Genomic DNA, 21262 nt, shown 5'->3' on the forward strand with positions numbered 1-21262 from the left:
AGTTCTGAGTGCAAGTTTCTGCGCGTAATTGGTTAAACTTGCGCTGTTTTGTGAGCAAAGAAAAAGCCGGGTGTTGTGACCCGGCTTCTCTGAATTCTTTGTGCTGTCAGTCTGTTAAACAGGCTTAACAAGAACGTGTTTTTTCTTGCCGAGGGACAGCTTGATGACGCCGTCGTCGGTCAGGTCCGCTTCGGTGATCTCGCGTGTGTGATCCTGTTCCGCTTTATCGTTGATGCGAACAGCGCCGCCTTTGATGTTGCGGCGGACTTCACCGTTGGAGGTGCACAGGCCTGCGGTTACGAACACGTTGAGGATGCCGATGCCGTCGTTCAGCTCTGCAGCTGCGATCTCGATGGTTGGTAGGCCAGCTGCGTTCGCTCCTTCTTCAAAGGCTTTACGAGCGGTCTCAGCGGCTTTTTCAGCCTCTTCACGGCCATGGAGAAGGGCGGTTGCTTCGGTTGCCAGAACCTTCTTAGCTTCGTTGATGCCAGCACCTTCCAGAGCTGCCAGACGCTTGATTTCGTCCATTGGCAGAATAGTGAAGAGTTTCAGGAACTTCTCTACGTCAGCATCTTCGGTGTTGCGCCAGAACTGCCAGTAATCATAGGGGCTGAGCATGTCAGCGTTGAGCCATACGGCGCCAGCAGCGGTCTTGCCCATCTTTGCACCAGATGCGGTGGTCAGCAGCGGCGTGGTGAGAGCGAAGAGTTCTTTGTCTGCGAGGCGGCGGCCAAGGTCTACACCGGAGAGGATGTTGGACCACTGGTCAGAGCCACCCATCTGCAGGCGACAGCCGGTGCGGCGGTGGATTTCTAGGTAATCGTAGCCCTGCAGCAGCATGTAGTTGAACTCGAGGAACGACAGGTGCTGCTCGCGCTCCAGACGCAGGCGCACGCTGTCGCGCTGGATCATCTGGTTGACAGAGAAGTAGCGGCCTACGTCACGCAGGAAGTCCATGTAGTTGAGTTTCAGGAGCCAGTCGGCGTTGTCCATCATCATCGCGTCAGATGGGCCATCACCAAACTTCAGAAATTTTTCAAAGACTTGCTTGATGCCGTTTTTGTTGTCTTCGATGGTTTCATCGGTCAGAACCTTACGGCTTTCATCCTTGCCAGTTGGATCGCCAACGCGGGTGGTGCCACTGCCCATCAGGGTGATTGCGCGGTGACCAGCCTGCTGGAACCAATAGAGCATCATGATCTGCACGAGGGAGCCAACGTGCAGGCTGCTCGCGGTACAGTCAAAGCCAATATATGCGGTGACGGTCTCGTTGGCGCACAGCTCGTCCAGCCCTTCGGCGTTGGAGAGTTGGTGCAGAAAACCGCGTTCTTCCATTGTCCGCATAAATTCGGATTTATATGAGCTCATTGGTCAAGCCTGTTCAATTTGCTGAGTATTTCCAAGTTGAAAGGTCTATACCTGAGTTTTTGCCGGGATTCACTCGTTTTTTCTGGAAAGCCCAAAAGGTATGCGGGGCCTTTGGGATTGTGCGGGTAAATTGTGTGGTTGCTGTGCTACAACGGCGTGTGGCGAAGTGGCTCTTTTGAGGTTCAGAGCGGAATGCGACCGAATTTCAGGAGGTTACCGTGTGGGTCGTGGATGTAGAATTCTTCCATGTCCCAGGGACGTTTGGCGAGTGGGGTGAGGCGGGGTTCGCTTTTGCCGTCTTCTGGAAGGCCGAGTTTGCGGAACTCTTCGTGGAGAGCGGCGATTGGGCCGCCGCGAAAATACACACTACTGTTTTCGCAGAGGTGCTTTTCTGTGGTGAGCCAGAAGTGAACTTCCAGATTGTCCCTTCTCAGAATCAGAAAGTCATCACGCTCATAGACGATGTTGGTAAAGCCCAACTGTCCTGCGTAAAACGCCTTTGTTTCCTGAATATTTAGGGAGGGGAGCGTGGGGAGAAGTTCAATTGTATCGGCTGTTGTCATCACCAGAATCTCTAAAATATGAATGTGAATAGTATATTTTAGAGGGGAGCAAATACATTGCAATGGCCAAAAGAAAACCCCGTGACCTTCTCGAAGGCTCTAACGGGGTCTTGCTTTTCTGGTTGGATCGCCGCGATTTACCGTTTCAAGGCTATATGCTTGGGCGTCTTATATGATTTCTCGCCCTTGTACGTCCGGGTTCGATCCTTGCTTACCGCCTGATGACGCTCAGTCGTGCAGGCCGTTTTGTAGTGCCGATATATTGTGGCATCCTGCAGAGGGTCTTCATAAGTGCCGAATTGCCTTTATAAACACCGTACAACATGCAGGTCCGGTGGAGTCATTGGCTCTCCTTTTGTTGACCTGTTCCTAACGTAGGAACGGTCGGCTTTTCTTTCAAGAGAAGGGGGAGAAAATAGTTAGTGCCGGATTGCTCTAATCATTTCACTTTTTGAAAAAGTGTAAAAAGAAGGCGACCTTAGAAGGCCGCCTTTAAGAGGTATGCGGGTCTAATCAGCACGGTCAGTTGCTGATAACCTCGCTGCACTTAAACGCAGTTTCGTGACGGGGTGATGACATATTCCCCTTGCGCTCATATGTGCGTTGGTTTGCGTTCTTTTGTGTTTTTCTGCGTTGCTGTGTTGAGGCGGCTGTGATGCATTTCGGAAGCTTTTGGGTACCAGCCTCCCATAGTCGCTGAAAAAATCTAAAGTAGTGTTTTGAGGGCTTCTGCCAGCTGTGTGGCGTTGTCCGCGCTGACTTTGGTGTCGAGCTTTTCTATCAGCATGCGTTCGTAGGTTTGCCACATCTGGGCGCGGAGGTCTTTTCCCTTCTCGGTGATGTAGAGGGTCTTGCCGCGCTTGTCTTTGGGGGCCGGTTTGCTTTCGACCAGTGCAGCCTTGGCGAGAGACTGGATGACGCGGGAGAGGTTGGCCTGTTGGAAGAGGACACGGTCTTCCAGCTCGAACTGACGCAGGCCGTCGGGGGCGTTCTCCAGTTCCCAGAGGATGTCGTACCATGACAGAGGGGGAAATCTTTCTGCTTTAAAGGTGCTCTCAATCTCCGTGTAGATGGTCTTTTGCACCCGGTTCAGGGCGATCCAGAGAGAGACTGACTCTTTGCTGACAGACATCACATCCTCGTTATTTTCGCATTCAAGACTTGAAACGTATTTCTATTCATTTAGATGTATATACATGCATATACATTAGTTGACTATAAATCAATAAGTTAATGGATATGTACCTATGAAAAGCTACAGTTTTTATGTGGCAGACAGGGATATGAGGCAGGAAACAGCATGAAGCATTTCACAAAATTTGCCGTTGTTGCGGCATCACTTGCATTCACCGCATCGGCGCAGGCTGCAAGCTACAAGTTTGACCCGACACATACCGAAGTTCGCTTTTACTACAACCATGCGGGGCTGAGCGAGCAGTCTGGTGAGTGGAAGGTTGTTAGTGGCGACGTAGAGTTTGATCCGGAAAAGATTGAAGAGACCAAAATTTCCGTGGTCATTGACCCAGCCAGCATTGATACCGGTGTTGAGGCGCTGGATGAGCATATGAAGAACTCTGATTTCTTCGACGTAGAGAAGTATCCGGAGATTACCTTTGTTTCCACGAGCGTGAAGCAGACCAGTGCGACCGGTGTCACTCTGGTTGGTGATTTGACCATCAAGGACCAGAAGCATCCGGTGGAGCTGGACTTTAAGCTCAATCACAATGGTCCGCACCCGCTTGGCAGCTACTTTGACTACTATCAGGGCCAGTGGATTGGCGTTGAGGGCACAGGGGAGATCCTGCGCAGTGACTTTGGTGTGGGCATGTTTGCGCCGCTGACCAGTGACCGTGTGCGTCTGGAGATCTCTGCGGAGATGCGTGAGGGCGGCTGGTAAGTCTGCCTGATGCAGCTTTGTATCGTCTGATGTGATCAGAGCAGCGTGCTCTTTTAAAAAACAAAACCCCGACTGGGGCCAGTCGGGGTTTTGTTGTGTCTAAATGACGGGGCTGCTTTGGATGGGCGTATCCGCTTGGAGATACGCCCGGGGTGCATTGGAGTTAAAACAGCCCCTTCATAAATTAGACGGAGTAGTACATGTCGAACTCAACTGGGTGAGGGGTCATGTCTGTACGCAGAACTTCTTCCATCTTCAGTTCGATGTATGCGTCGATCTGGTCGTCGTCGAATACGCCACCTGCTTTGAGGTACTCACGGTCTGCATCAAGGCTTTCCAGAGCTTCACGCAGAGATGCTGCAACAGTTGGGATCTCGGCGAGTTCTTCTGCTGGCAGATCGTACAGGTTCTTATCCATTGCATCACCAGGATGGATCTTGTTCTTGATACCATCAAGGCCAGCCATCAGCTGTGCAGCGAACGCCAGGTATGGGTTTGCTGTTGGATCCGGGAAGCGAACTTCAACGCGCTTACCTTTTGGAGATGAGGTGAATGGAATACGGCAGGATGCAGAACGGTTCTGGGAAGAGTATGCCAGAAGAACTGGAGCCTCATAGCCCGGTACCAGACGCTTGTAGGAGTTGGTGGACGCGTTGGTGAACGCGTTCAGGGATTTCGCGTGCTTCAGGATGCCGCCGATGAAGTACAGAGCGTTCTCGGAAAGGTCAGCATACTGGCTGCCAGCAAAAGTTGGCTTGCCTTCGTCCCAGATGGAGAAGTGGCAGTGCATGCCGGTGCCGTTGTCGCCGAAGACTGGCTTAGGCATGAAGGTTGCGGACTTGCCATACGCGTGAGCAACTTGGTGAACCACGTACTTGTAGATCTGCATGTGGTCAGCACAAGTGGTCAGGGTCTGGAACTGCATGCCGAGTTCGTGCTGAGCAGCTGCCACTTCGTGGTGGTGCTTTTCAACTTTTACACCCATGTCGGACATAACGGTCAGCATTTCAGAGCGGATGTCCTGACAGCTGTCGATTGGAGGAACCGGGAAGTAACCACCTTTTGTGCGTGGACGGTGACCGAGGTTACCGGACTCGTACTCGCTGTCCATGTTGGATGGCAGTTCGGAACAGTCCAGCTTGAAGCCGGTGTTGTATGGGTCTGCTGCGAAGCGAACGTCGTCGAAGATGAAGAATTCAGCTTCCGGGCCAACGAACACGGTGTCACCAGCGCCACATGCTTTCACGTAGGCTTCTGCACGCTTTGCAGTCATGCGTGGGTCACGGTTGTAACCTTCACCTGTGCGTGGGTCGAGAACGTCACAGAAGATGGACATGGTGGACTGTGCGAAGAATGGGTCGACGTGCGCTGTTTCCGGATCTGGCATCAGCATCATGTCGGATTCGTTGATTGCTTTCCAACCACCGATGGAAGAACCGTCAAATGCAACGCCTTCAGCGAACATGTCTTCATTCACCTGGGAGATATCCATGGTAACATGCTGCAGCTTGCCGCGCGGATCAGAAAAACGAAGATCTACGAACTTTACGTCTTTTTCCTGGATTTCTTTCAAGACATCAGCGGAGGTCGTCATAACTTCCTATTCCTCTTATAAATTCGCCAGTGGCGTCGTGTTATACTGTTGAAGACCAAACTACGCGGGACTGTTCCCCCCAACTCGTCACCGGTCCCCCATTTATCCCTAAGGAATTACTTAAACGGCGTCTTCGCCGGTCTCACCGGTACGGATACGGATAGCTTCTTCGATGGAAGAGACGAAGATTTTACCGTCACCGATACGACCGGTTTGTGCTGCGTCGCGAATAGCTTCGACAGCTTTGTCGACAAGATCGTCATTGAGTACGATTTCCACCTTTACCTTTGGCAGGAAGTCGACCACGTATTCAGCGCCGCGGTAGAGTTCCGTATGGCCTTTCTGGCGGCCAAAACCTTTTGCCTCGGTAACGGTGATCCCCTGAAGGCCAACCTCCTGAAGTGCTTCTTTCACTTCATCCAGTTTGAACGGCTTAATGATCGCCTCAATTTTCTTCATGGTCGTCACACTCTCAGTTCGTCTTGTATCTGCTCCGCGGCTGGTCTGGCATGCTCTTTAAAATGACCAGTGCGTGTGCAGAAAGTTCGCGATTCAAAACTTACGGAAATATGAATGCAGAAACCGTGCCAGTTTTGAAATTTTCTTAAAAAGCCACAAAAGCGGGCATTCCTCTCCCTCAATACTAATGGGAAAGTGCATCTGAAATATATCTGGTGCACAAACACTGCGCAGGATGGTTAAAAAATAGGCAGTGTACGTTTTGTTCATCTCGCCAGAAACTAGGTGTTGGTTCCCTGTGCAAGGCAGGGTTATGGTTGGAACAGCAAAAGCTGATGCAGTTTCTCGTGCGCTCTGATCAAGTCTCTTGAGGGAGTGCGCTTAAAGGAGCGAGTGATGAGGTTGGTTTCTCTCGACCATGTCGTGCTTACCGTTCATGATGTTGAACGTACCAGTCGTTTCTATCAGGACGTGCTGGGTATGGAGGAAATCATATTCGGAGGCGGGCGGCGGGCGCTACACTTTGGCCAGCAGAAGATCAACCTTCAACCCATCGATGTTTCGCAGGAGCCTTTAGCCAAGGAGCAGATGCCGGGCACAGCTGATCTGTGTTTTCTGGTGGAGAGCCTTGATGCGGCCATTGCGCGGCTGGGGGCTGCGTCTGTGACCATTGTTGAGGGGCCGGTATTCCGAACAGGGGCCAGTTCGCCCATTCTGTCCGTTTATATAAGAGACCCGGATGGGAACCTGATTGAGCTATCCCAGCCGCAGGATGTGGTGATTGCCAGTGATGAGCGGCCTGAGGAGCTGAAGAAAACGAAAGGTGCCGGGAAGCCCAAGTCTAACCGTTAAAAGCTTGAGCCTTTTGGGAGTAGATCAGGAGCTGCTTTGTTTCCGGATTAGTTCCAGCACGACTTTGGCATCTTCTGGCTGGAGGAGCGGGTCTTTTAGAAACTCGCTTTGCTGCATGTCGTCCAGGCTGCTTCTCTTTTTCGGGTCGATCTGCATGGCATTGTTGACGAAGCGGGCGTACTCCGATTCATAGCTCTCATTGTAATAGCCGGGTTCGGCTGCCAGATCCGGGTCATCTGTCGGCTTAAGCGCTTTGTATTCGCTGTTTGAGCTGTCTTTTTCATCGGCTCCCGAATTCTGGCTTTTTGAATTGCTCAGTTTGCGGACAACATGGAGTGCAAAGGCGTAGGGGTTGTCGCAATCGGGTGCATCCAGCAGATTGAACTCACCTTCGCCGCCGCCGAACACCATTTGGCCCACAGCATAGCCATCTTGTTTGTCGTCCAGGCGGTCGCGTTTGTCTTCATCCTCGAAGGCCGCGGCAATGGCTTCTGGGCTGGAATACTCAGGTGTACCGAAATCCAGCGGGTCTTCGCCGATGACACCTGCAAAGCCGAAGTCAGCGATCTTGAGAGACTGGCTGTTTTGATCGAACAGGATGTTGCCGCCCTTGATGTCGTTGTGACTGATGCCAGCGGCGTTGATGTGCTTCAGGCCATCGATCACTTCATTGGCCATGAATTGCAGAGCGCCCCAGTATTGGGCATGGCTGAGTTTGTTGTCGCGGTAGAGTTCTTCAGCGCCCTGAAACAGGTCATCTGCCTCGCAGCCTTCCACATACTCCATGGCAAGGCCTGTCTCGCCGTCGATCTCGTGCATGCCGTAGCACTGGACCACGTTCTTGTGCGGACCGGCGGCCATAAGCTTGCCGTAGATCTGCGCCTCTTTCTGCAGGGCGTCCTTGCCTTTCTGGGATCGTGCCGTCTTAAACGCAATGGACTTGCCGCTTTGCTCATCAGTGAACAGGCTGACCTCCCCAAAAGACCCAGCCCCCAACCGTTTGGCACGTTTGAGGTTGTCAGAAGGAAGCGGCAGTGTCGCCAACGGGCCTTCCTCATCCTCGGAGAAGCTGGGTTCATTGACATCGCTGATGGTGAAGCGGTTAGTGGGGGCGGTTGTGGCTAGTGTTGGTTCCGGCTCGTCCTCGCTCTCCTCGTCTTCTGAGGAGCTGTCTTCTACAACGTCGCTGACAGTGAAGCGGTTAGCTGGCGGAGGCGTTGTGGAGGTTGGTTCCGGCTCTTCTCCGCTTTCCTCATCTTCAGAGGAGCTTTCTTCTACAACGTCGCTGACGGTGAAGCGGTTAGCGGGTGGAGGTGTTGTGGTTGGTGTTGGCTCTTCTTCGCTCTCCTCGTCTTCAGAGAAGCTGTCTTCCACCACATCGCTGACGGTGAAGCGGCTGGTGGGAGCGGTAGTCTTGGCAGGTGTTGGTTCCAACTCGTCGTCGCTCTCTTCTTCTGAAGAGCTGTCTTCCACTACGTCGCTGACTGTGAACCGACTAGCTGCAGACGGTTGGTCGAAGTCGGGTTCTGTTTGTCCACGGTCGGGAGGCGTTTCACTGAGGCCGAGGAGGGTGATGACGTTGTCGGCCCATATGCCGATCTGGGCATCCTGATTGGCGGTCTCGTCCGTTGGTGTCTGGAGGGCGCGCGGAGGTTTGGTCATGCTGCCGGTCTTCAGAGGTTTGTGATCACCCCTTCAGTGTAGTCAACGCAGATGTTGATCCAGTGTATCCAATTGGAGGGATGCGATTAAAATGTCTTTGAAGCTTCCAACAAAAAAGCCGACCAAAGGGCCGGCTTCTTATCTTTATCAAGGTGGTGCCTTTTAGGCTCGGCCCATGAGGGCGGCGAGTTCGGCTTGATGGTCTTCTTCCATTTTGGTCATGAGGCCTGAGATCACCTGGCGGGCTTCATCTGGCTGACACAGAGGGTCTGAGATGAAGTTGGTTTTCAGGAGCTCTTCTGCTGTGCCGCGGACGTCGATGTCGAGCAGGGTGGAGAGGTTTACAAACTCCACATAGCTGTTTCGCCGCCTTTGCCGTAGTGACCTGCTGTGTTTGCCAGTTTTGGATCGCTGGTTTCATTGAGCGCCTGATACTCAAGTGTTTCATCACGTCGTTCAATGTCGCGCAGCTGGGAATGCATGGAGTAACCGAGGGCTGCCTGATCGCCGTTGTTCTGGGCGCCAAATAGGTTTTCAGTGTGCTCGCCTGCGCGGTAGGTCATCTGGCCAACGGCGAAGGTGTCCTGCTTCTCATTGGCACGGGCCTTTTCTCCCTCCCGCTGTGGAAGTGACAGGAGCGCTTCCGGTGCAGAGTGGGATGGGGTGCCGATGGTGACAGGGTCTTTGCCGATTGTTGCAGCGCTGCCAAAGTCGACGATCTTGATCGCCTGACTTTCCTTATCATAGAGCAGGTTGCCGCCCTTGATGTCGCTGTGGCTGATGCCAGCTTCTGCCAGATGCTGTACGCCGCTGAGCACATCACGCATGATGAACTGCACGGTGCCCCAGTACTGGGAGTGGCTGAGTTTGTTGCTGGTGTACAAATTCTCTGCGGTGGTGAAGAGCTTGCCCGCTTCGCAACCCTCCACGTATTCCAAGGCCAAGCCTTGTACGCCCTGAACTTCCACAATGCCCATGCTCTTGACCACATTGTCATGTGGCCCGACTTTGGCAATGTCGCTGTAAACCTTCGCCTCGCGCTGCAACGCTTCCCAACCGGCTTCCGTGCTGGCTACCTTGAATGCGAAGGACTTGCCGTCCTGCTTGATCAGGTAGACGTCTCCGAAAGCACCTGCGCCCAGGCGTTTTGCGGATTGTTCCAGTGCGGTGCGGTCTGCCTCATAAGGGGCAGAGGAAGATGTTGGTGCTGAGGTTTGGGAACTGTCTGCGCTCGGTGGCTTTATCCGGTTTGCGAGCGTTTCAGTTGCGGCGGTGTCCAGAGGTTTTGCGTTGCTTGTTGTTGGCTGTGTTGAACTTTTTTGTACATCCGCGGTCACGCCGCGTGCTTCTAACTTCTCTGATTTTTCTGGAGCAGAGTTTCGTTGTGCACTTACGTCGTTCTGGAGTTGGCTCTGATCAACTGGAGTATGCTTGGGAGAGTTGACGGAATGCATGGGTGAGAAACCTTTACAGGCGAATAGACGTCGTGCTCCAGTCCGGTTGAACGGCTGGGGAGCTTTGGGTGGATTTCATTTCAGAAAGCCGTGCGCATACCTGCTCACGAATTTGCATCAGGTTGACCAGTGTGTTCTCCAGAGCAAGGTCATCTGTGAACTGTAAGGTTGCCTGTGCGTTGAGTTGCAGGTCGCCAGATTGAGACAGGCCGAGGAAGGCTCCACGCAAGAGTTCCACGTTCTGATTGAGTTCCAATGCCGCTTTCAGCGTGTTTTTATCTTCTGCAAGAAAGAGACTGGTACTAATGTAAACGAGATCGGAGCTTTCATTGAGTTCGACTGACCAGCGGCTACCATTTGCTTCCTCGATAAGGAATAGTCCATTATCAGGCCGGGTGGTCATACCCAGACGTCGTGCGAAAGCAGTTAGAAGCTGGTCGTAATGGGCTCGTCTCTCGTGCATGTTTTCGTTGTTTTCCCAAAGTGGTGCGCTGGTATCAACATTTACTCAGGAAGTCCCTCTGAAATCTGTGCCTTTTAGCACTAGCTCAAGTTTTGTGAATTTTCGTGATCGAAAAAACCGTGGCGGCAGTTGGGTAATGATGAACCAAATTCTTAGGGATAATGGGTAATAAATTTCTCAAGAACCGTCGGATAGGGAATTGGAGAGCTTTATGCATGAGTTATTGACACCCTTGCAGATGAAGAAGGCAGATCGCCTGACAATTGAAGGTGGCTTTCCTGGCATTGAACTGATGCATAACGCGGGCAAAGCCGTGTTTGAGGTGATGCGCCAGATTCTGCATCCTTATTCCCGCGTTCTGGTGTTTTGTGGCCCCGGCAACAACGGGGGCGATGGCTTTGTTGTGGCGCAGCTGGCCGACAATGAGGGCTTTAATGTTTCAGTCGGGCTGGTGTGTGATCCGGAGACGCTGGAAGGCGATGCGGAGCTGGCCTATGACGAGATGGATCTTGACTTAACCTCAATGGATAACATGCGAGCGGCGCTGGAGGAGCTGGGCGAGGACGACGTGATTGTCGATGCCTTGTTCGGTGCAGGGCTATCACGTCCGCTGGATGACGAGGTTCTGGATCTGGTTCAGCAGATCAATGAGAGCCCGGCGCAGTGTGTGGCTGTTGACCTTCCCTCTGGCGTGAGCGGCAAAAGCGGTGAGGTGCTGGGTGAGGCCGTTCATGCTGATATGACCATCACCTTCTTCCGCGCCAAGCCGGGGCATTATCTTTATCCAGGGCGTGCTCATTGCGGTGAGATTGTTATTGAGCAGATCGGTCTGGATGATGAGGTGCTGGAGAAGGTTGGTCCCACTGCCTTTTATAACTGCGACAAGATCTGGGGCGACATTCCAGATCAGCCTGCTGTGGCTGGTCATAAATATAATAGGGGGCACACGGTTGTTGTCAGTGGGCCGAAGTTCTCTACCGGTGCCAGTCGTCTGGCCGCGCTGGGCGCGCAGCGGGCGGGCAGTGGTCTTGTGACGGTTGTGGCACGAGAGCAAGCGGCGCTTGTGCATGCAGCGCATCTGACGAGTGTAATGATCCGTCCGGCTGAGCGCATTGCTGATTTTGAGCGTATTTTGGAAGATGAGCGGCTCAACTCTGTGGTGATTGGGCCAGCTGCCGGTATTGGCCGGGAAACGCAGGAGCGGGTTGCAGAGTGTCTGTCTTCTGAGCGGGCTGTGGTGCTGGATGCAGATGCTCTGATGTCTTTTGAAGAAAAGCCGGAACATCTGTTTGAGTATATCGCGGAGAGTGAAAGCGCTGGGCGGGTTGTTCTGACGCCTCATGAAGGGGAGTTCCGCCGGTTGTTCCCTGATCTATATGATCCGACGTCTACCTACTGCAAAGTGGAGCGCACCCAAAAGGCGGCCAAGCGGGCCGGTGCCGTTGTGGTGCTTAAAGGGGCGGACACTGTCATTGCTGATCCGGCAGGCAATGTCTCTATTAATGCCAGCGGTACACCGTGGCTTGCCACGGCTGGCTCTGGCGATGTGCTTGCAGGCGTGATTGCGGGGTATCTGGCGCAGGGGCTCGGTGGTTATGAAGCGGCTGCCAAAGGTGTCTGGGTGCATGGGCGTGCTGCGGAGATTGCCGGGGCAGGGCTCATTGCTGAGGACCTGATCTCACACATTCCGGATGTGATCACCGAATTAGTTCAGTTTCTGGGAGACTTTTAGGGTTTTCTTGTTTGTGAAGGCTCTAAGTTTGTATTGGCGAAATGTATTTTCACAGTTGTTTGGTGAGTACGTCACTTTCTTGTGGTTGTAGGAAAAACAAGAAAGTGAAAACAACATGGCAGGTGTGACAATCATAAATAGGATGGATCAAGAGGGACTAATGCTTCATGCAAATGGACCATTGGCTCCGCTGCACAACCATAATGTTGGTCCAGATATGGGCGTATTGCGGCTACTGAATCTGGAGCAGGACATTGGGAGTGTTTTCTTTAGGAACGAAATGTCAGAGTATCGCGTTGATTGCGTGCCGTTTCATCTTTTCGATGGGCGTTGGGGTTATGAAATTTTCCGCAGGCCGGTTGACGAGGATAACGAGCCATTTCAGCAGCTCGAGTTGGTAGGTTTTACAAATCAGCGGATTGAGATCTCGGTTCGACAGGTAGACTTGGGAAATATCGTTCTTATTTAGCACTTATGACGTTGTGTACCCATATTTCCATGACGTGAAAAGGGTAGCTCTTGAGGCGCCCTTTTTACCGCTCCCTGCCCAAGGGATAGGTTGTCTTCCTGAGATATCTGGTGGGAATCATCAATTTTTGTGATAATTAATCTGCAAAAGATGATGCGTATCATTTAGTGAAGCAAGCAATGCGATAGGCATGCGAGAAAGGGGTGGGGATTGCACGTGGAGCGTGTGGTTGTGCCCGCCTCCGGATGATTACGACGGATATTTACATGAGCAAGACGACACAGCACTCTGCAGCCCTACGCCAGATTATCGAGGCGCTGACACCGTTCAAAGACCATGATGCCAAGATGCAGGTCTCAACGGTTCTGACATTGCTCGAGATCGCGGCCCATCAGGAGGAGGGGGTGAAGATCCATCCTCTCAGCCTGCAAAAGAAGATTGGCTACCAGTCCGGCACCGCAACCCGAAACATCTATTATTGGTGTGAGGGGCATAAGGATGTGCGCGGCGGACATAACTATGCCCGTGTTGAGGCAGATAAGACGGATGGTCGCCGCCGGGAGCTGTATCTGACAGACAAAGGCGCGGCTTTTATGCAGCGTGTGCTGACGCCACTTTGCGAATGATGGCTGTCAGCTGCTGAATGAACGTGTCAGGAGCTAAAAAAGAAAAACAGCGTGCGAGCTATCTCTTTCGCAGGAAATGGGTTTCAGGCCTGTGTGAAACAGGCAGGGCCCTATGAGAAATGAGCCCCAGATAGGCGTAATGCACAGTTTCATAGGTAGAAATGGCGTGGAAAACCGAGAACTGGGCATAAACAGCGCATTAGGTGGTTGACTTCTCTCGGGTTCCCATTTAGCTACCCCTCCAACGCGGCTGTGGCGAAATTGGTAGACGCACCAGATTTAGGTTCTGGCGGGAGACCGTGGGGGTTCGAGTCCCTCCAGCCGCACCATATCCCCGGTGATACGGTGCATAGATAAACGACCGTAGCTTATCGGAAACGGAAAAGTTGAGGGCGTTGTCGAAGTTCGGTTTATGCTCACCTTTTCGCCAGGCGGATAAGAGCTGAGGGGATAGCCCTTCAAGCGCAAACTCTTCCTTCGAAATTGGTGATTGTTTTCCGTACTGGGGCAAACCATTTTGGTTTGTCGTTACACGTCCTAAATCAAGGACGAAGCAAAGACCAATGCAGGTATCAGAAACCCTGGCCGAGGGCCTAAAGCGCGAACTCAAAGTCGTTATCCCGGCGACGGATCTGGCGACCCGCCTCGATGCATATCTGGACGACATGAAGTCCAAGGTTAACATCAACGGCTTCCGTCCGGGTAAAGTTCCAGTTTCTCACCTTAAGAAGATCCATGGCCGTCAGGCAATGGCAGAGCTGATCGGTAACCTGATCAACGAAACCACTGCTAAGACCATTGAAGAGCGCAAAGAAAAGCCAGCTCTTCAGCCAGAAATCGATCTTCCTGAAGACGATGCTGAAAAAGTTCTGGCAGGTGAAGCAGATCTCGCTTTCACCATGACTTACGAAGTTCTGCCTGAGTTTGAACTGGTAGATTTCGCAAAGATCGAACTTGAGCGCCCAATCGTTGAAATCGCTGACGAAGAAGTCGACGAGCAGGTTAAGCAGATCGCAGAATCCAACCGTCCATTTGAAGCGCGCGAAGAAGGCGCTGCTGCTGAAGACGGTGACCGTGTAACCATGCACTACCTTGGTAAGCTTGACGGCGAGCCATTTGACGGTGGTGAAGACGAAAACGGTCAGCTGGTTCTGGGTTCTGGTCAGTTCATTCCAGGCTTTGAAGAGCAGATCGTTGGCATGAAAATCGGTGACAAAAAAGTCATCGACGTGACCTTCCCTGAAGAATACGGCGCAGCAAACCTTGCTGGTCGCGCAGTAACCTTCGACATCGACGTTAAGGGCATTGAAGCTCCAGGCGAAGTTTCCATTGATGATGAAATGGCAACCAAGCTGGGTCTTGAGTCCCTGGACAAGCTGAAAGAAATCGTTCGCGGCCAGATCGAAAGCCAGTTCGGTGCAGCTACCCGTCAGAAAGTGAAGCGCGCGCTTCTCGACAAGCTGGACGAAGAGTACTCCTTCGAGCTGCCTGAAAAACTTCTGGAAACAGAATTTGAAGGCGTCTGGAAGCAGGTTGAAGCTGACATGCAGCAGTCCGGTAAGACCTTCGAAGACGAAGAAACTACTGAAGACGAAGCTAAAGCTGAATACCGCAAGATCTCTGAGCGTCGCGTACGCCTCGGTCTGGTTCTTTCTGAAGTTGGTGAGCAGAACAAAGTTCAGGTTACCGACGAAGAAGTTCAGAAAGCTCTGTTCGACCGCGTTCGTCAGTTCCCAGGTCAGGAACAGCAGGTGTTCGAATTCTACAAGAACAACGAACAGGCTCTCGCTTCCCTGCGTGCCCCAATCTACGAAGAGAAGGTTGTGGACTACATTCTGGAACTCGCGAAAGTTACCGACAAAGTCGTGTCCAAAGAAGAGCTGCTGGCTCAGGACGAAGACGAAGCTTAATTCTCGAAATTTTCCGAGAATTACGGAGAGGGGGCCTTGTGCCCCCTTTTTCTTTTTTGAGATCTTGAAATTTGAGGTGGAAAGCCGAAATATCTAAAGCCGTCTTAAGTGCATAGGGCTAATGTGGCCTTTAAGCTCCCTTATAATTGGGATAAGACTATCAGGCCTTATGGAAACACTCCATAAACCTTGTGGCTTTACCTTTTGGCAAGTGCCTTTAAGACAAGGGCGACATCCCGTGGGTGGGCATGTTGCTTTTTTCGACATAAGTTTCTTGCAGGCTTGCCGGGATACCGGATAAGTTACCGAGCTTAATAAGCTTTCTGCATATTTAAAATGGATGACGCATGACCGATCCTGTTGAGTATTTTACGAACAGCCTGGTGCCGATGGTTGTAGAACAAACCAACCGGGGTGAGCGGGCCTATGACATCTTCTCAAGGTTGCTCAAGGAACGCATTATCTTCCTGACCGGTCCTGTGGAAGATACAATGGCGACGCTGGTCTGTTCCCAGTTGCTTTATCTGGAAGCGGAAAACCCGAACAAAGAGATTGCGCTTTATATCAATTCCCCGGGTGGCGTTGTCACTAGTGGTCTTGCTATTTATGACACTATGCAGTTTATCCGCCCGAAGATTTCAACTCTTTGTATCGGTCAGGCTGCAAGCATGGGTTCTTTGCTTCTGGCTGCTGGTGAAAAGGGTATGCGCTTTTCTCTGCCAAACAGCCGGGTCATGGTTCACCAGCCTTCCGGTGGTTTCCGCGGGCAGGCGGCAGACATTATGCTGCATGCACAGGAAATTCTGAAGCTGAAGCGTCGCCTCAATGAGATTTACGTTTCTCACACAGGTCAGACTCTTGAAGCTGTTGAAGAAGCGCTTGAGCGTGATAACTTTATGAGTGCAGATGCGGCGAAAGAGTTCGGTCTGATTGATAACGTTATTGAAAATCGCGAGAGCCTGAACGTTATCGAGCCAGCTTAAAGCCGGTTTTTAAAAGTAACTCGCGCGCAAGTTTTTTTAACAGGGAATGAACTTTGCGTGCGGGGCTTAAAGGAATGTTGATTATTGCGAGCCAAATATCGCATAAGAGAATGGCTATTAGTGATTTCCAAAGCTTCCCTCTGGAAGCGGAACACAAAACGCGATAAGTCAGTAGAACGTCGAGGCGAATATTTCGCTGTCGAGTTAAGAATTCTAACAGGGGCTGCGTCCCCTGAAACGATGCGGGGTTATATCTCATGAGCAAAGCCAGCGGCAGCGACAGCAAGAATACGCTTTACTGCTCGTTTTGCGGAAAAAGCCAGCATGAGGTCCGTAAGCTGATTGCGGGTCCGACCGTGTTCATCTGTGATGAATGCGTCGAACTCTGCATGGACATTATTCGCGAAGAAAACAAATCTTCGCTGGTGAAGTCTCGTGATGGGATCCCGACACCTCAGGAAATTCGTGGCGTTCTGGATGATTACGTGATTGGTCAGGGTCGAGCCAAAAAGGTTCTGTCCGTAGCGGTGCACAACCACTACAAGCGCCTGAATCACGCGTCCAAGAACAACGACGTTGAACTTGCAAAGTCCAACATCCTGCTGGTTGGTCCTACCGGGTGTGGTAAAACCCACCTGGCACAAACGCTCGCCCGAATTCTGGATGTTCCGTTTACAATGGCTGACGCAACCACGCTGACTGAAGCGGGTTACGTTGGTGAAGACGTTGAAAATATTATTCTGAAGCTTCTTCAGGCCGCTGACTACAATGTTGAGCGCGCACAGCGTGGTATTGTCTACATCGATGAGGTGGACAAGATTACGCGTAAAGCAGAGAACCCATCCATCACCCGCGATGTTTCCGGTGAAGGTGTTCAGCAGGCACTGCTGAAGATCATGGAAGGTACTGTTGCTTCTGTGCCTCCGCAGGGTGGTCGTAAGCACCCACAGCAGGAGTTCCTGCAGGTGGACACCACGAACATTCTGTTCATCTGTGGTGGTGCGTTTGCTGGTCTGGACAAGATCATTTCTGACCGTGGTCGTTCCACCTCTATCGGTTTTGCCGCGTCCGTCATGGCGCCGGAAGATCGTAAGACTGGTGAGCTGTTTGCGGAGCTGGAGCCAGAAGATCTGCTCAAGTTCGGTCTTATCCCGGAATTTGTCGGTCGCTTGCCTGTGATCGCAACTCTGGAAGATCTGGACGAAGATGCGCTGGTTTCAATTCTGCGTGAGCCTAAGAACGCATTGGTTGCTCAGTATCAGCGTCTCTTCGAGATGGAAAATGTTGAGCTGACCTTCCACGAAGATGCTCTGAAGGCCATTGCCCGCAAAGCGATTGAACGTAAGACCGGTGCACGTGGTCTGCGCTCCATCCTTGAGGCGATCCTTCTGGAGACCATGTATGAGCTTCCTGGACTGAAGGGCGTCAAGGAAGTTGTTATTTCTGCTGAAGTCGTCGACGGCGAAGCACGTCCTTTGTACATCTATGAGGACCGTGCGGAGAATTCAGCCACCAGCGCATAAGCTAGGTGATTGAAGAGCCATTTGGCGTCGCTCGCAGGTATTGAGTTTAATTTGGGCGGTAACTTGAGAAAAAAGTGCCGCCCATTTTTTGTCTCATGCGTCTAGCATGATGCGGTGAATGAGTGTTCTGCGTAAACGGCGGATCAGGCCAGAAAGGATAGCATTCCGGCTTAAGGATGAGGATGGTCAGGCGGTGTTATGCGCTCCTTCCAACAGGAAAAAAGCTTATAATATCAACAGATCGCTGAAAGACTTAAGAGGGGAGTGCTTGACACTTGGGGGCGGTGTCTCCACGTAATAGGTCTAGTTCGCAGCTTGGCGAGTTTGTTCGTGCCCGTTCCGGGGCGAGGAGGTTCGGCCTTTACAAAAATTCTTCGAATGGCCTTGTGGTCCGAGTTGATTTTTATGTTGCGCTTTTTCGTGGCTTTCGTTGGAAAGCCGCATTTTGAAAGGAATAGAGATGGCTGACAATGAAATGCGCCCGGTAGAAGAAACGGAAAGCTCGGTATTTCCAGTTCTCCCACTGCGCAACATCGTCGTATTCCCTCATATGATCGTGCCGCTGTTTGTAGGGCGCGAGAAATCGATCCGTGCTCTGGAAGAGGTTATGAACTCTGACAAGCAGATCCTGCTTGCCACCCAGATGAACGAGGCGGATGACGATCCGGATACTGACCAGATTTATAAGGTCGGTACTCTTGCAACAGTTTTGCAGCTGCTGAAGCTGCCTGATAATACCGTAAAGGTTCTGGTTGAAGGTGGTGCACGTGCCGAAATCGGCGGGTTCACCGATCGCGAAGACCTTTATGAAGCGGAAGCTGTCATTCTCGATGAGACTGGTGGTGACGAGGTTGAGGTTGAAGCGCTTGGCCGTTCAGTGATTTCCGAGTTTGAAAACTACGTGAAGCTGAACAAAAAAGTGTCTCCTGAGGTTCTCGGCGCCGTTAACCAGATTGACGACTTCTCGAAACTTGCTGACACCATTGCATCCCACCTTGCTGTGAAGATCCAGGACAAGCAGGAGCTGCTTGGCACTGTGGCGGTCACAGAGCGCCTTGAGAAGGTGCTGGGCATGATGGAGAGTGAAATCTCCGTTCTGCAGGTGGAAAAGCGCATCCGCTCCCGCGTGAAGCGCCAGATGGAGAAAACCCAGCGCGAGTACTATCTGAATGAGCAGATGAAGGCCATTCAGAAAGAGCTTGGCGATGGTGAAGATGGCCGTGACGAACTTGCTGAGCTGGAAGAGCGCGTTGAAAAGACGAAGCTGTCCAAGGAAGCTCGCGAGAAGGCAAATGCTGAGCTGAAGAAGCTCAAGCAGATGAGCCCAATGTCTGCGGAAGCAACCGTTGTTCGCAACTACCTTGACTGGCTGATCGGCATTCCTTGGGGCAAGAAGTCCAAAGTGAAGCACGATCTGACGCTGGCTGAGAAGGTGCTGGACACCGATCACTACGGCCTTGAGAAGGTCAAGGAGCGCATTGTCGAGTATCTGGCAGTGCAGAAGCGCGCGAACAAGCTGCGCGGTCCTATCCTGTGTCTCGTTGGCCCTCCAGGCGTTGGTAAAACCTCTCTGGGTAAATCCATTGCGAAGGCAACTGGTCGTGAATTCGTGCGTATGTCCCTTGGCGGCGTGCGTGATGAGGCTGAGATCCGCGGTCACCGCCGCACTTACATCGGCTCCATGCCGGGTAAGGTGATCCAGTCCATGAAGAAAGCGAAGAAGTCCAACCCGCTCTTCCTGCTCGATGAGATCGACAAGATGGGCATGGACTTCCGTGGCGATCCATCTTCCGCTCTGCTTGAGGTTCTTGACCCAGAGCAGAACGGCAGCTTCATGGATCACTACCTTGAAGTGGAATACGATCTGTCTGACGTCATGTTCGTGACCACCGCCAATACGCTGAACATTCCTGGCCCACTGATGGACCGTATGGAAATCATCCGTATTGCTGGTTACACCGAAGACGAGAAGATCGAGATCTGCCGTCGCCACTTGCTGCCTAAGGCTGTGAAGAACCACGGTCTGAAGGATGGTGAGTTTGAAGTGTCCGATGGCGCTTTGCAGAAGACCATTCGTCTTTACACCCGTGAAGCCGGTGTGCGTAACCTTGAGCGTGAGATGAACACTCTGGCGCGTAAGGCTGTGAAAGACATTCTGACCTCCGACAAGAAGTCCATTTCTGTTGATGAGGACATTGTTGAGGAATACCTCGGTGTTCCACGCTTCCGCTTCGGTCAGGTTGAAGACGAAGATCAGGTTGGTGTTGTCACCGGTCTGGCATGGACCGAGGTTGGCGGTGAGCTGCTGACCATTGAAGGTGTCATGATGCCAGGTAAGGGCAAGATGACCGTAACCGGCAACCTGCGTGATGTGATGAAAGAGTCCATCTCCGCAGCTGCGTCTTACGTTCGTTCCCGCTCTGAAGACTTCGGCATTGAGCCACCACTGTTTGACAAGCGTGAGCTGCATGTTCACGTGCCAGAAGGGGCTACTCCTAAGGATGGTCCATCTGCAGGTATCGCCATGGCGACCACCGTCATTTCTGTGATGACAGGTATTCCGGTTCGTCGTGATGTGGCGATGACAGGCGAGATCACACTGCGTGGTCGCGTGCTGCCGATCGGTGGTCTGAAAGAGAAGCTTCTGGCAGCTCTGCGCGGCGGCATTAAGAAGGTTCTGATCCCTGCGGACAACGCGAAGGATCTGGCTGACATTCCTGACAATGTGAAGAATGAATTGGAAATTATTCCAGTCGCTCGCATGGACGAAGTCCTTGAACATGCTCTTGTTCGTATGCCTGAGGCCATCGAATGGAGCGAAGAGGAAGATAAGTCCAGCTCAGAAGCATTGGTCAAAGATGACAAGGGTTCAGGGGTCGTTGCCCACTAAACCAGAGCGTCAGGTTGTGGATACAAAAGCCTCGGACAAGTTCCGAGGCTTTTTTTGGTTGATACTACACAGGAAATGGCCGTTTTCTGCGGTTTGCGGCTTGATTTGAACGCATTTTCGCACGAATGTCCGATTCAGGAGTGCAGCGCGAATCTAAAGCATTCCCCACGTTATTTTAGAAAGGGACTGTCATGAACAAGAATGATCTGATCGGGGCCGTTGCAGAAAAAACTGGCTTGACCAAAGCACAGGCAGGCGAAGCAGTAGAAGCATCTTTCGAGGCAATCACTGAAACCCTGAAGAGCGGCGATGAAGTTCGGATCATCGGATTTGGCAACTTTTCCGTTTCCGCTCGTGCGGCAACTGAAGGCCGTAATCCACGCACAGGCGAAACCATTCAGATTCCGGCTTCCAAGACGCCGAAATTTAAAGCTGGTAAAGGCCTGAAGGACGCGGTCAACGCCTAATTGGGCTTGTTCGTTTTGGGTTGAAAAGTCCCTGTTGCTCATTGGAGTGGCAGGGGCTTTTTTTATGCGTGGATTTCAGGTGGGCCTCCGATTTTTAGCTGTGCAGACAAGCCTTTGTTTAATCAGGTAATTCACAGGATCGGTGGCTGGCTCAAGTTTTTTGCTGGTAATGTCGTTTTTTTCAATTTCAGGACTTGCCAAGGGTAGGGAGGGCGGCTAAATAGCTCCCCACGCCACACGGCGTACCACCCAAGCGGGGGCGATTAGCTCAGTTGGTAGAGCGCTTCGTTTACACCGAAGATGTCGGGAGTTCGAGTCTCTCATCGCCCACCATTCCTCTTTACAGGAGG

General features: G+C 52.1%; 18 protein-coding genes, 2 tRNA genes and 1 pseudogene. 12 read left to right on the forward strand and 9 right to left on the reverse strand.

Going from position 1 to position 21262, the window contains the following annotated elements:
- Positions 1-114: 114 nt before the first annotated feature.
- The 3 genes from tyrS to JCM12308_RS08575 all read right to left on the reverse strand — a co-directional run bounded on the left by tyrS (position 115) and on the right by JCM12308_RS08575 (position 3063).
- Complete coding sequence (gene tyrS, locus JCM12308_RS08565; RefSeq protein ID WP_037035782.1) at positions 115-1368, reverse strand: tyrosine--tRNA ligase; 1254 nt, start codon at positions 1366-1368, stop codon at positions 115-117.
- A gap of 182 nt (positions 1369-1550) precedes the next feature.
- Complete coding sequence (locus JCM12308_RS08570; protein ID WP_054783445.1) at positions 1551-1931, reverse strand: bleomycin resistance protein; 381 nt, start codon at positions 1929-1931, stop codon at positions 1551-1553.
- A gap of 706 nt (positions 1932-2637) precedes the next feature.
- Positions 2638-3063 (reverse strand): MarR family winged helix-turn-helix transcriptional regulator, encoded by a 426-nt coding sequence (locus JCM12308_RS08575; protein WP_054783446.1) that lies wholly within the window; start codon positions 3061-3063, stop codon positions 2638-2640.
- A gap of 168 nt (positions 3064-3231) precedes the next feature.
- Between JCM12308_RS08575 and JCM12308_RS08580 the strand changes: the two genes are divergently transcribed.
- The gene (locus JCM12308_RS08580) at positions 3232-3828 is read left to right on the forward strand and encodes a YceI family protein (RefSeq protein WP_054783447.1); all 597 of its coding nucleotides are present in this window, start codon (positions 3232-3234) and stop codon (positions 3826-3828) included.
- A 184-nt stretch (positions 3829-4012) separates the two neighbouring features.
- On the opposite strand, the gene glnA is transcribed toward JCM12308_RS08580, so the two are convergent.
- Both glnA and JCM12308_RS08590 read right to left on the reverse strand, forming a co-directional pair.
- On the reverse strand, positions 4013-5422 hold the full coding sequence (gene glnA / locus JCM12308_RS08585) for a type I glutamate--ammonia ligase (RefSeq protein WP_014285966.1): 1410 nt from the start codon (positions 5420-5422) through the stop codon (positions 4013-4015).
- Positions 5423-5542: 120 nt separating this feature from the next.
- Positions 5543-5881, reverse strand: coding sequence for a P-II family nitrogen regulator (locus JCM12308_RS08590; protein WP_008547261.1), 339 nt, complete (start codon positions 5879-5881; stop codon positions 5543-5545).
- A 393-nt stretch (positions 5882-6274) separates the two neighbouring features.
- Between JCM12308_RS08590 and JCM12308_RS08595 the strand changes: the two are divergent.
- A pseudogene (locus JCM12308_RS08595) lies at positions 6275-6643 on the forward strand (VOC family protein); the annotation flags it as partial.
- 114 nt (positions 6644-6757) lie between these two features.
- Here JCM12308_RS08595 and JCM12308_RS08600 read toward each other — a convergent pair.
- The 4 genes from JCM12308_RS08600 to JCM12308_RS08610 all read right to left on the reverse strand — a co-directional run bounded on the left by JCM12308_RS08600 (position 6758) and on the right by JCM12308_RS08610 (position 10312).
- Positions 6758-8395: a protein kinase domain-containing protein gene (locus tag JCM12308_RS08600; protein ID WP_054783449.1), complete on the reverse strand. Its 1638-nt coding sequence runs from the start codon at positions 8393-8395 to the stop codon at positions 6758-6760.
- Between the two features lie 162 nt (positions 8396-8557).
- A complete protein-coding gene (locus tag JCM12308_RS29420) occupies positions 8558-8749 on the reverse strand; it encodes a hypothetical protein (RefSeq protein WP_208978390.1) in 192 nt (63 codons plus the stop codon).
- Positions 8737-9849 (reverse strand): protein kinase domain-containing protein, encoded by a 1113-nt coding sequence (locus JCM12308_RS08605; RefSeq protein ID WP_208978391.1) that lies wholly within the window; start codon positions 9847-9849, stop codon positions 8737-8739. Before JCM12308_RS08605 ends, JCM12308_RS29420 begins: the two co-directional genes overlap by 13 nt.
- Before the next feature lie 13 nt (positions 9850-9862).
- A complete protein-coding gene (locus JCM12308_RS08610) occupies positions 9863-10312 on the reverse strand; it encodes a type III secretion system chaperone (RefSeq protein WP_083416991.1) in 450 nt (149 codons plus the stop codon).
- 211 nt (positions 10313-10523) lie between these two features.
- Here JCM12308_RS08610 and JCM12308_RS08615 point away from each other — a divergent pair, with 211 nt between their 5' ends.
- From JCM12308_RS08615 to JCM12308_RS08660, 10 genes are all read left to right on the forward strand, one after another.
- On the forward strand, positions 10524-12044 hold the full coding sequence (locus tag JCM12308_RS08615; protein ID WP_083416992.1) for an NAD(P)H-hydrate dehydratase: 1521 nt from the start codon (positions 10524-10526) through the stop codon (positions 12042-12044).
- Between the two features lie 115 nt (positions 12045-12159).
- Entirely contained in the window at positions 12160-12513 is a 354-nt protein-coding gene (locus JCM12308_RS08620; protein ID WP_054783451.1) for a hypothetical protein, read from the forward strand.
- A 266-nt stretch (positions 12514-12779) separates the two neighbouring features.
- Positions 12780-13139, forward strand: a complete 360-nt coding sequence (locus JCM12308_RS08625; protein ID WP_208609004.1) for a hypothetical protein — start codon at positions 12780-12782, stop codon at positions 13137-13139.
- A gap of 246 nt (positions 13140-13385) precedes the next feature.
- A tRNA-Leu gene (locus JCM12308_RS08630) sits at positions 13386-13468 on the forward strand.
- A gap of 234 nt (positions 13469-13702) precedes the next feature.
- Entirely contained in the window at positions 13703-15049 is a 1347-nt protein-coding gene (gene tig, locus JCM12308_RS08635; protein ID WP_008546975.1) for a trigger factor, read from the forward strand.
- Positions 15050-15396: 347 nt separating this feature from the next.
- On the forward strand, positions 15397-16032 hold the full coding sequence (gene clpP / locus JCM12308_RS08640) for an ATP-dependent Clp endopeptidase proteolytic subunit ClpP (protein WP_008547009.1): 636 nt from the start codon (positions 15397-15399) through the stop codon (positions 16030-16032).
- Positions 16033-16289: 257 nt separating this feature from the next.
- Positions 16290-17555 carry an ATP-dependent Clp protease ATP-binding subunit ClpX gene (clpX, locus tag JCM12308_RS08645; RefSeq protein WP_008547232.1) on the forward strand — a complete coding sequence of 422 codons (1266 nt, stop codon included), beginning with the start codon at positions 16290-16292 and terminating at the stop codon, positions 17553-17555.
- Between the two features lie 460 nt (positions 17556-18015).
- Complete coding sequence (lon, locus tag JCM12308_RS08650; protein ID WP_008547296.1) at positions 18016-20445, forward strand: endopeptidase La; 2430 nt, start codon at positions 18016-18018, stop codon at positions 20443-20445.
- Positions 20446-20636: 191 nt separating this feature from the next.
- Positions 20637-20912: a non-specific DNA-binding protein Hbs gene (gene hbs / locus JCM12308_RS08655; RefSeq protein ID WP_008546789.1), complete on the forward strand. Its 276-nt coding sequence runs from the start codon at positions 20637-20639 to the stop codon at positions 20910-20912.
- 257 nt (positions 20913-21169) lie between these two features.
- Positions 21170-21245, forward strand: a tRNA-Val gene (locus JCM12308_RS08660).
- Positions 21246-21262 lie beyond the last annotated feature (17 nt).

The organism is Pseudovibrio denitrificans JCM 12308 (assembly GCF_001310815.1).
Taxonomy (GTDB): domain Bacteria; phylum Pseudomonadota; class Alphaproteobacteria; order Rhizobiales; family Stappiaceae; genus Pseudovibrio; species Pseudovibrio denitrificans.

What these genes read in the sequence shown, in the direction of transcription:
- JCM12308_RS08570 (WP_054783445.1), bottom strand. Translation starts at nt 1,931, where the DNA reads ATGACAACAGCCGATACAATTGAACTTCTCCCCACGCTCCCCTCCCTA.
- hbs (WP_008546789.1), top strand. Translation starts at nt 20,637, where the DNA reads ATGAACAAGAATGATCTGATCGGGGCCGTTGCAGAAAAAACTGGCTTG.
- JCM12308_RS08620 (WP_054783451.1), top strand. Translation starts at nt 12,160, where the DNA reads ATGGCAGGTGTGACAATCATAAATAGGATGGATCAAGAGGGACTAATG.
- JCM12308_RS08590 (WP_008547261.1), bottom strand. Translation starts at nt 5,881, where the DNA reads ATGAAGAAAATTGAGGCGATCATTAAGCCGTTCAAACTGGATGAAGTG.
- clpX (WP_008547232.1), top strand. Translation starts at nt 16,290, where the DNA reads ATGAGCAAAGCCAGCGGCAGCGACAGCAAGAATACGCTTTACTGCTCG.
- JCM12308_RS08575 (WP_054783446.1), bottom strand. Translation starts at nt 3,063, where the DNA reads ATGTCTGTCAGCAAAGAGTCAGTCTCTCTCTGGATCGCCCTGAACCGG.
- glnA (WP_014285966.1), bottom strand. Translation starts at nt 5,422, where the DNA reads ATGACGACCTCCGCTGATGTCTTGAAAGAAATCCAGGAAAAAGACGTA.
- lon (WP_008547296.1), top strand. Translation starts at nt 18,016, where the DNA reads ATGGCTGACAATGAAATGCGCCCGGTAGAAGAAACGGAAAGCTCGGTA.
- JCM12308_RS08605 (WP_208978391.1), bottom strand. Translation starts at nt 9,849, where the DNA reads ATGCATTCCGTCAACTCTCCCAAGCATACTCCAGTTGATCAGAGCCAA.
- JCM12308_RS08580 (WP_054783447.1), top strand. Translation starts at nt 3,232, where the DNA reads ATGAAGCATTTCACAAAATTTGCCGTTGTTGCGGCATCACTTGCATTC.
- JCM12308_RS08615 (WP_083416992.1), top strand. Translation starts at nt 10,524, where the DNA reads ATGCATGAGTTATTGACACCCTTGCAGATGAAGAAGGCAGATCGCCTG.
- tyrS (WP_037035782.1), bottom strand. Translation starts at nt 1,368, where the DNA reads ATGAGCTCATATAAATCCGAATTTATGCGGACAATGGAAGAACGCGGT.
- JCM12308_RS08600 (WP_054783449.1), bottom strand. Translation starts at nt 8,395, where the DNA reads ATGACCAAACCTCCGCGCGCCCTCCAGACACCAACGGACGAGACCGCC.
- clpP (WP_008547009.1), top strand. Translation starts at nt 15,397, where the DNA reads ATGACCGATCCTGTTGAGTATTTTACGAACAGCCTGGTGCCGATGGTT.
- tig (WP_008546975.1), top strand. Translation starts at nt 13,703, where the DNA reads ATGCAGGTATCAGAAACCCTGGCCGAGGGCCTAAAGCGCGAACTCAAA.
- JCM12308_RS08625 (WP_208609004.1), top strand. Translation starts at nt 12,780, where the DNA reads ATGAGCAAGACGACACAGCACTCTGCAGCCCTACGCCAGATTATCGAG.
- JCM12308_RS08610 (WP_083416991.1), bottom strand. Translation starts at nt 10,312, where the DNA reads ATGCACGAGAGACGAGCCCATTACGACCAGCTTCTAACTGCTTTCGCA.